At 45.5% G+C, this 8,855-nt stretch carries 9 protein-coding genes; 5 read left to right on the top strand and 4 right to left on the bottom strand.

The genetic code is table 11. The features are described 5' to 3' along the window. Positions 1–265: 265 nt before the first annotated feature. Complete coding sequence (locus QUA16_RS19730) at positions 266–820, bottom strand: M23 family metallopeptidase (RefSeq protein WP_333108445.1); 555 nt, start codon at positions 818–820, stop codon at positions 266–268. A 273-nt stretch (positions 821–1,093) separates the two neighbouring features. Further along, positions 1,094–1,303, bottom strand: coding sequence for a hypothetical protein (locus QUA16_RS19725; protein WP_333181302.1), 210 nt, complete (start codon positions 1,301–1,303; stop codon positions 1,094–1,096). Positions 1,304–1,309: 6 nt separating this feature from the next. On the opposite strand from QUA16_RS19725, the gene QUA16_RS19720 reads away from it, so the two are divergent. Beyond that, positions 1,310–1,690 carry a hypothetical protein gene (locus QUA16_RS19720; RefSeq protein ID WP_333108444.1) on the top strand — a complete coding sequence of 127 codons (381 nt, stop codon included), beginning with the start codon at positions 1,310–1,312 and terminating at the stop codon, positions 1,688–1,690. Positions 1,691–1,982: 292 nt separating this feature from the next. Here QUA16_RS19720 and QUA16_RS19715 read toward each other — a convergent pair whose 3' ends face one another. Next, a complete protein-coding gene (locus QUA16_RS19715; RefSeq protein ID WP_333108443.1) occupies positions 1,983–2,792 on the bottom strand; it encodes a phytanoyl-CoA dioxygenase family protein in 810 nt (269 codons plus the stop codon). 227 nt (positions 2,793–3,019) lie between these two features. Between QUA16_RS19715 and QUA16_RS19710 the strand changes: the two genes are divergently transcribed. Continuing rightward, on the top strand, positions 3,020–4,468 hold the full coding sequence (locus tag QUA16_RS19710) for a RecQ family ATP-dependent DNA helicase (protein WP_333108442.1): 1,449 nt from the start codon (positions 3,020–3,022) through the stop codon (positions 4,466–4,468). Positions 4,469–4,489: 21 nt separating this feature from the next. Here the strand turns inward: QUA16_RS19710 and QUA16_RS19705 are convergent, their stop codons facing one another. Beyond that, a complete protein-coding gene (locus tag QUA16_RS19705; protein ID WP_333108441.1) occupies positions 4,490–4,639 on the bottom strand; it encodes a hypothetical protein in 150 nt (49 codons plus the stop codon). Between the two features lie 139 nt (positions 4,640–4,778). Here QUA16_RS19705 and QUA16_RS19700 point away from each other — a divergent pair, with 139 nt between their 5' ends. The 3 genes from QUA16_RS19700 to QUA16_RS19690 all read left to right on the top strand — a co-directional run bounded on the left by QUA16_RS19700 (position 4,779) and on the right by QUA16_RS19690 (position 8,853). After that, a complete protein-coding gene (locus tag QUA16_RS19700; RefSeq protein WP_333108440.1) occupies positions 4,779–5,744 on the top strand; it encodes an RluA family pseudouridine synthase in 966 nt (321 codons plus the stop codon). Between the two features lie 179 nt (positions 5,745–5,923). Next, the gene (locus QUA16_RS19695; protein ID WP_333108439.1) at positions 5,924–7,105 is read left to right on the top strand and encodes a hypothetical protein; all 1,182 of its coding nucleotides are present in this window, start codon (positions 5,924–5,926) and stop codon (positions 7,103–7,105) included. After that, on the top strand, positions 7,075–8,853 hold the full coding sequence (locus tag QUA16_RS19690; protein ID WP_333108438.1) for a formylglycine-generating enzyme family protein: 1,779 nt from the start codon (positions 7,075–7,077) through the stop codon (positions 8,851–8,853). The genes QUA16_RS19695 and QUA16_RS19690 overlap by 31 nt, the downstream gene beginning before the upstream one ends. Positions 8,854–8,855: the final 2 nt, after the last annotated feature.

Raw genomic sequence — 8,855 nt, 5'->3', positions numbered from 1 at the left:
TGGCAGTTGGCAGTTGGCAGTTGGCAGTTGGCAGTTGGCAGTTGGCAGTTGGCAGTTGGCAGTTGGCAGTTGGCAGTGGTCAGTGGTCATTAGTTATATCATGTCCGCCTAATCACTTACGATATGTCCGCAGGGAGTTAAACGAAGCAATCGCAATGTTTCTGCGATTGCTTCTGTACGGTCGCAATGACGTTTAACCGGACAATTTATTATTGGTAAGAACTGTCAACTGACAACTGTCAACTGTCAACTGACAACTGACAAATTAAGATTGTTGCGCGTACATTTCCCGGAGTACCAAAGCCGGGTCTACCCAGCGGCCGCCGTACTTCAATCCCCAGTGCAAGTGAGGCCCACTCGTGCGGCCGGTCATCCCAACTCTGGCAATTCTCGCACCCGCAGGCACTGTTTGACCTTGCCAAATTTGCAAAGTACCTTCGCGATCGGTATAATAACGCCCGCCGTTAGCCGTTAGCACTCGGCCTCTGAGATGACAGTAGATGTGTTCCCAATTTCCCGATCGCACCACCATACCAGTGCCGCATCGGCCATCTTCCCAAACTTCCACAACTTGCCCGCCCCACCAATTGCGGATATAGCTGCCTTCCGGGGCGGCCAAGTCCAAACCGTAATGAAAATCCCCGCCACGGGGGCCGAAGGGGGAAGTGTATGTTTCAAAGTTTTCGACTGGAAAAGAAGCTTCTTGCCACAAATTACCCGTCGCTACTCTGCTTGGTAAGCCTGACTGAGCTTTGACCACCTGCTGCTGCAAATAAGGGCTAATCAACACAATGCCGATCGAAAGTGCCAGCAGCAGCATCTGTCTGAGACGAAAAAAGCGTTTTGCCGTCAGCGGGCCTCTAGAGTCTTGCAGGATTTTTTTCACGGCTCAAAGTTAAATGTGTGTGCGAGTGTGCGTTGTCTGTTAGGCTCACATCTTGCACCCTTGTCAATAAAGCTTTCAGGGGCGGGCTTTCTTGCCCAACCCCTACTCCCCACAAAAAAATCATTCTTTGTGGAACGGGCCGGAAAGCCCGTTTCTGAGGTGCAAGATGTAAATTATGCCAATTCGCTGCAAGATTGGCTTTGAGCTCTACCCGCGATCGCGAATCAGTTTAATAACAACGTGTATCTTACTGCATCCAAAACCGGTGTCAAGGCTTCCGGGTAAATAGCCAGGGGTGATAAAAAAAAATTGGCCGAGGAATTCGTGCTGCGGTTGAATTCGATCGAGCTTTTGCTTGACACTATAGTTAGTTCCGGGATTTTGGATGTCATTCAAAATTTCAAATTCATAACACATCAAGCAATGCTTACTGAAATTTTTCCCTTTAGTTTTGCCATAGACGCAACTGCGATCGCCGGTGCGTCCTTGTGGTCTTTAGCGCTATACTGGGGCCTGTCGCCCCTGACAGAATGGGTAATCCTGCAACTCAACCGCTGGATGAATTTTGCTGAGAGATCCCTCTACACCTCGGAAGCCGAGTTTGAAAGAACCCGCCAAGCCCGAGAAGCCCAAAATGCGTTTTACGCTTCGCTGTTGAGCATTGTGCCCTTTTTGATTGTGGGCGGATTGTGCAATTGGGGCGTCGAATTGTCTCTGGGTACTGGTTGGGCGGTATCTATGGGTACGATCGCCTGTATTGGTGGTGGCGTGTACGAGCTCGGCCGCCGTGACGGTCAATCTTAGCCGATTTTAGATTTTGGATTTTGGATTTTGGATTGGGATTGCTCAAGAGATTCGGAGATTTGCCAGCCTCTAGAATGGATGATAATCTCAAATCCAAAACTCCAAGTCTCACATAACTTTGACATTATAATATTAATGGATGTGTGACAGATATTTTTTTTTATGAACCGCAGAGCGCACAGAGGACACAGAGAAAGAGAAGAAAAGAGAAAGGAATAGAAGAGAATAGATGGTGTTCATATTTCTTCTAAGGCTTGCTATACAGGTGGTTCCACCAAATTAGCCATGTATTTTAACCGTAATTGGACTCAGGATGTTTGCCTAAAAGCCGCAGTTGGCGTTCAGTAGCGGTAGCGATTATTTCGGGGTTAAACTGCCAGGGCCAAGGCGAAAATTTCTGCGCGATGTTGCGGTGGGAATAATGGACTTGCAGTAAGTAGCGAGTTCCATCTGTTGTCGTATTTTTGCCGCCGGAGTGCCAAATTTCACTGCGGAAAAATAACACATCTCCTGCTTTGCACACAACTGGTTCTGGGGAGTGTCCGTTCCAAGTTTCTTCCCCGCGATCTGGTTTTCGACCAGATTTGTGACTACCAGGAATAATGTAGGTAGGACAGAGGTCTTCTGCGATGTCGCTGAGATAGAAATGGGCTGTACAAATCCATACTGGTAGTTGAAAAGTGCGTCCGGCCAACACGCTTTCGGGCACGGGTACAAACACCTGATCGACGTGGACGCGCCAACCATCATAACCGGGCCCGCTTTTCCACGCAGTCATGCCGATAATATGGCAATCGCTGCCCATTAATGCTTCGGCTAATTCAATTATACCCGGTCGATCGGCATAGGAGAGCCACAGGCGATCGCGATTAAAAACACACTTAAAATGCTGGTTCAATTCACTCCAACTGCTACCATCTAGTCCGAAGGGTTGCAGGCGATCGAGTGCTTCCTTTGTTTGCGCCACTTCCGACGGACTGAGTACACCAGGAATCAGCGCAAAACCATCTTCATGCACCGCTTCTACCGCCCCTGCTGTGTCGAAAAGATCACAAGTCTTTTGCCGATAGCTGAAAACTTCGCTTAACGTGCTTGCGTTCATAATTCAAATTAAAGTAAAATTATTAACTGTTATTAAATTATCACACTTCGGACAGTTTAAGGGCTGACGCGCATGGGCGAGAAACCGGGTTTCTACGAAATCTTTGCCATTAGTAACGACAAATCTACGAAGAAACCCGGTTTCTGAGGTTGCAAGTGCGACTGTAATTGTAATTAATGCGTATTTTTTTTTAGGTATAATTCACACTTCTGATTTGGATAAATCCAATGAAATACCAACAAGAACCCACATCATTAAATCAAGCCCGCGCTACCTTCCAAAAAATCTGGGGATACGACGACTTTCGACCGCCCCAAGGAGAAATCGTCGGTAGTTTATTGGCCGGAAAAGATACAATAATAATTATGCCGACAGGTGGCGGCAAATCAATCTGCTTTCAACTGCCAGCTTTGTTACAAACAGGCTTAACGTTGGTAGTTTCGCCGTTAGTCGCACTGATGGAGAATCAAGTGCAAGAATTGCGCGATCGCAATCTGCCCGCTTCCCTCCTCCACAGTCAATTGCCAAAAGCGCAGCGCCGACAAACTATGCAGTCGCTGCAACAAAACAAATTAAGATTGCTGTACCTGTCTCCCGAAACATTACTCAGCAAACCTGTTTGGGAAATTATCAGTCAGCCACACATCCAAATCAACGGTTTAATATTAGATGAAGCTCACTGCTTAGTACAGTGGGGTGATACTTTTCGACCAGCTTACCGCCGTTTGGGAACAGTGCGATCGGCTTTGTTGAAAGCTAAACCAGCAAATAGTAAAATTGCGATCGCAGCTTTCACGGCTACCGCCAACCCGGAAGCACAGCAGACAATCAAAAATGTCTTGCAACTGCAAAAACCCGAAGCATTTTTGCTAAATCCCTATCGTTCTAACCTGCACCTGCAAGTGCAAACAGTCTGGACGCCGAGAGGACGCAAACAGCAGTTATTGACTTTTATTAAATCTCGACCAAAACAAGCAGGTTTAGTCTATGTCCGCACTAGAAAAGATAGCGAAAGCTTGGCGGAGTTGTTGGAAGCAGCAGGTTATGAAACAGCAGCATATCATGCAGGTTTGAGTCCAGAATCACGACGAAAAATAGAAACAGCTTGGCTGAACAATGAGCTTAAATTTGTGACTTGTACCTCAGCATTTGGGATGGGAATTAATAAGCCAGATGTCCGGTGGGTTGTTCATTATCAAGCACCTTTGCTATTATCGGAATACATTCAGGAAATTGGTAGAGGCGGACGCGACGGCAAATCGGCGATCGCCCTGACATTGATTAGCGAACCGACGGGTTTGCTTTATCCCGAAGATAAACAAAGAAAGGAATTTTTTCAAGATAAATTGCGATCGCAATACCGAGAAGCTCAGCAATTAGCCAAAAAACTGCCTGTTAAAGGCGATATAGAAGCAGTTTCCCGCGAATTTCCTGAAAGCGATATCGCCCTTTCAATCTTGCACAGCAGCGGACAATTAACATGGCAAGATCCTTTTAATTATGCGATCGACAAATCCGCACAGCAAAAAGCGGAAAAATCAAATTTTACCGCCGCTGAGGAAATGGTAAAATATTTGAAACATCGGCAGTGCAGGTGGCAATTTTTGCTGCAAGCTTTTGGGTTTGCAAATGAGGCGAAATCTATGCAGTGCGGCCACTGCGATAATTGTCGGTGAAACCAGTTCGTGGGGGCGGGTTTACAGGGCAAACGCATCTAAATTGCCGGGAGAATAGTAGTAGTGTTTTGAGGAATAGCCACCGCTATCGGCAGTCAAATCTCTTTTCAATAAACTACAGCTATCGATAATAGTCGCAACAATCACGGTAAAATTCCCGCTTGTTGACATGATGCGTTTGCCCTGGGCGGGTTTACGAGATTATAGGTTTTAGGCAATTATTATGGGTGAAACCCGCCCCTACAGGATATGTAGTGCATACAAATCGATCGATTTTAAATTAGCGATTACCGATTACCAAAGAAAGTAAATGATAGAAACAGACACTGCGGCACAGATTTACACAGTAGAAAATACAGAGGAATTCGATCGCAGTAATGTCAATCAGCGATTAGATATTTGGCTGTCAAACCAGATACCGGACTTATCCCGATCGCGAATCCAAAGCCTCATATCACAAGGTAACGTCAAAGTCAACGACGAAACCTGCACCTCGAAAAAAATATCAGTAAAAACGGGCGATCGCATCCACCTCACATTACCTGAAGCCCAGCCCACAAAGTTGCAGCCCGAAGCAATTCCCCTCGACATCCTCTACGAAGACGACAGCCTAATTATCATCAACAAACCAGCCGGATTAGTCGTCCACCCAGCAGCCGGACACCAAGACGGTACCTTAGTCAACGCCCTCTTAGCCCACTGTCCCCTAGCAGAAATAGGCGGAGTTCAGCGGCCGGGAATCGTACACAGATTAGACAAAGATACAACAGGTGCGATCGCGATCGCCAAAACCGACATCGCGCACCAACACCTGCAAGCCCAACTCAAAACCAAAACGGCCCGCCGCGAGTATTTAGGCATAGTTTACGGGGCTCCCAACACCGAAACAGGCACAATAGACCTACCCATCGGCCGGCATCCCACAGACCGCAAAAAAATGGCGGTAGTACCAGTAGAAAAAGGCGGTCGCCCCGCAGTTACTCACTGGACAATCAAAGAAAGAATTGGCAACTATTGCTTAATGCACTATCAATTAGAAACAGGCCGCACCCATCAAATTCGCGTCCATACAGCGGAAATAAAACATCCCATTGTCGGCGACCCGATGTACAGTTCCAACCGTTCCATCGGCGTCAATTTAACCGGACAAGCCCTCCACGCATGGCGGCTGACTTTGCAGCATCCCGTAACAGGAGAATTAATAGAGGCGATCGCGCCTTTACCCGATCAATTCAACACTTTGTTGAAAATATTGCGATTGCGAGCTAATATTTGATAATTGGTATAGCAGTCACCAAAGCGGTGAGGGCAAGTCGCCATCAAACGCTTGCAGAGCTTTTATCGAATTTTTGTCCTCATCTGCCTCTGTCTGGTGCTATAACGGAAGCAGAATCTTTACTTTTTTTATAAGCACCCGTAAAGTGGTATAGAATCCCTTTGAGTATCTGTAAAACAATGACAACTCTTGTATTTGTACATGGCACAGGGGTACGACCAACTCAATACGAGGAAAATTTTGCGCTAATTCAAAAAAAGCTTGCTATCCAACGTCCCGATATCAAAGTCGTCCCTTGTTTGTGGGGCGAAATGTTGGGAACCAAGTTAAATGCTCAAGGGGCATCTATACCTTTGTATGATGCGACACTAGCGCTGTCGGAAGAGGAGGAAGAAGATAAGGAGATTTTGCTGTGGGAACAGCTATACCGTGACCCCCTCAATGAATTACAGTTATTGTCACTGAAACCGAGTGAGGAAGGTACTGCTAGTATTTTTGCAGAACAACCGAGTGATGAATTAGACTCTCTGTTGCAAAGATTTGAGCCTTCACCGGAACTGCAAGCGCTTTTGGTTGAGGCGGGAATTGCTTTGGTTTTTGATGAAGCACTACAAGCAGTTATTCGCAGTGAAGCCTATCATGAAGCTTTGCAAAAATCATCGGACTCCTTAAGTGAGTATTGTGATGCTATAGCAAGAGCGATTGTAGCTCAGGCAATGTTTTACTGCGAACAACAGGAGAAGTATCCGTCAATTCTCACCAATGCTGATTTGCGGGATAAAGTGGTAGAAACGCTCAGTTGTGCTTTGGGAGAAGCGGAGTTGGGATTGGAAGGTTGGGTGTGGAACGCTCTTTCTTTGCGAGCGCATCCAACAACATTTGCGATAAAGCGCAAGCGCGGCAGCATTACAGATGCAATTTCACCCTTTCCTTGCGATATCTTGCTTTATCAGAGTCGAGGAGAAAAAATTCGCCAATTTATCCGAGAAATTATTGAGCAAGCTGAACCACCTGTAGTCTTACTAGCTCATAGCTTGGGAGGCATTGCTTGCGTTGATTTGCTCGTCAAAGAATGTTTGGAGAAGGTGGCGTTATTAGTGACAGTTGGTTCTCAAGCACCATTTTTATATGAGATTAATGCGCTGCACAGCTTGGAATTTGGTGAACCGCTACCAGAGAATTTCCCAGCTTGGTTGAATATATACGATTTACGGGATTTTCTCAGTTACATTGGTGCTAATATTTTCCCGAATAAAGTGCAGGATGTTTTGGTAGATAGCAAACAACCATTTCCGCGATCGCACAGCGCTTACTGGGAAAATCCTGCAACATGGAAAGCGATCGTTCCCAGACTACCATGACAGAAATAATTGCTAAACCCGAGCGGACTTATGGCTTGGTTGTAGGTATCGAGAAATACCAAGAAACTTCTTGGAATGTCAAAGGCGGTGGTCCTGCAAATGACGCTTTGAAGTTCGCCGACTGGCTGTGTAAGCGAGGTGTACCGGAAAAGAATATCCGGCTTTGCTTGTCACCGCTAGAAGAAAATAATCACTTAGTTGAGCAATTAGATTTAAAAGTAGAGGAAGCAACAGAACATAATTTATCTGAAATAATTGAGAATAATTTGTCTCAAAAGAAAGGGGATTTACTTTGTATTTTTTGGGCGGGACATGGCTTGCTGACTTCAGAAAGAAAACGCAGATTGCTATGTGCAGATGCGACTTTTCAGAACTGGCGCAACCTAAATTTAGATTCTTTGTTTCTTTTGTTAAAGTCAGATTCCTTTAAAATACAGAATCATATTTGCATTTTTGATGCGTGTGCGGATTTCTTAAAGTTAAGCACACTTCCAAAGAACTTGAATGGTAAAGATTTTTCTAGCGGTAGTCCGAGGCAGGACAGTCAAACATTTGTTTTATTTGCAACTAGGGAAGGGGAAAAAGCAAAAATCAACCCTCAAGAAAAAACCGGATATTTTTCTGAAGCTGTGAGGGATGCTTTGGAACAGGAATCTTTAGAATACTGGCCTCCGAATATGGAGGAAATCACCAAGAAAGTAAAGCAGCAAGTTGCCAGCTTAGGTAAAAAACAACTGCCAACTTATTTGTATCATCGCAGTTGGGATGGCGATACAGATTATCTTCCAACCCATTGTAGGGAACCAGAGAAATTCCCCCTGGCAAACGATGATTTGACAACAAATTGCTCAAGGAACCCACCAATATCGTTAATTCCAGACACCACAACTTTTGAGTTTGAAGTGGTAACTGTGGATGCTCAATGGCGAGAAACTAAACGTTGCCCAAAACAGGCACAATACTTTCTAGAAATTTTGGGTAATGGAGTTGAGCTGGAAATGGTTTCCATCCCAGGTGGTAAATTTACAATGGGAGCGCCCAAAGAAGAACTTGAATCTGGCGAGGAGGAACGTCCCCAACATCTAGTTACTGTAAAACCCTTTTTTATGGGTAAATATCCCATCACTCAGGCGCAGTGGAGAGCGATCGCATCCCTTCCAAAAATCAAGCGTGACCTCGACCCCGATCCATCCTGCTTTAAAGGGGATAATCGACCGATTGAGCGGGTTTCTTGGTATGATGCTGAGGAGTTTTGCGATCGACTATCGGAGAAAAAACGACGTTTATATCGCTTACCCAGCGAAGCTGAATGGGAATACGCCTGTCGTGCCAGAGAAACAACCCCGTTTCATTTTGGTGCAACCATTACAACACACTTAGCAAACTATTGTGGACAGAATCAGAAAATAAAATGTCGTTTGTACAAAGGAACTTATGGGAATGAACCCAATGGAATTTATCGCCAAGAAACAAGCGAAGTTGACATTTTCTCAGCTAATGCCTTTGGAATACACGATATGCACGGGTTAGTCTGGGAGTGGTGTGCTGACTATTATCACAAAAACTATCAGGACGCACCATCAGATGGCAGTGTATGGCTGATTAATGGAAATGAGGAAGGTCGAATATTGCGGGGTGGTTCGTGGACTTCGCCTCCCAACATATGCCGTTCTGCATCTCGTTTTTTTGGTAATCCGAGTAGCAGTAATAAAAATGTTGGCTTTCGAGTTGTCTGCTCTTTTGTATAAAG

Source organism: Microcoleus sp. S13_C3 (assembly GCF_036700905.1).
Taxonomy (GTDB): domain Bacteria; phylum Cyanobacteriota; class Cyanobacteriia; order Cyanobacteriales; family Microcoleaceae; genus Microcoleus.
Note: the sequence above shows the minus strand (reverse complement) of the source record. Positions and strands in the feature narration are given on the sequence as shown.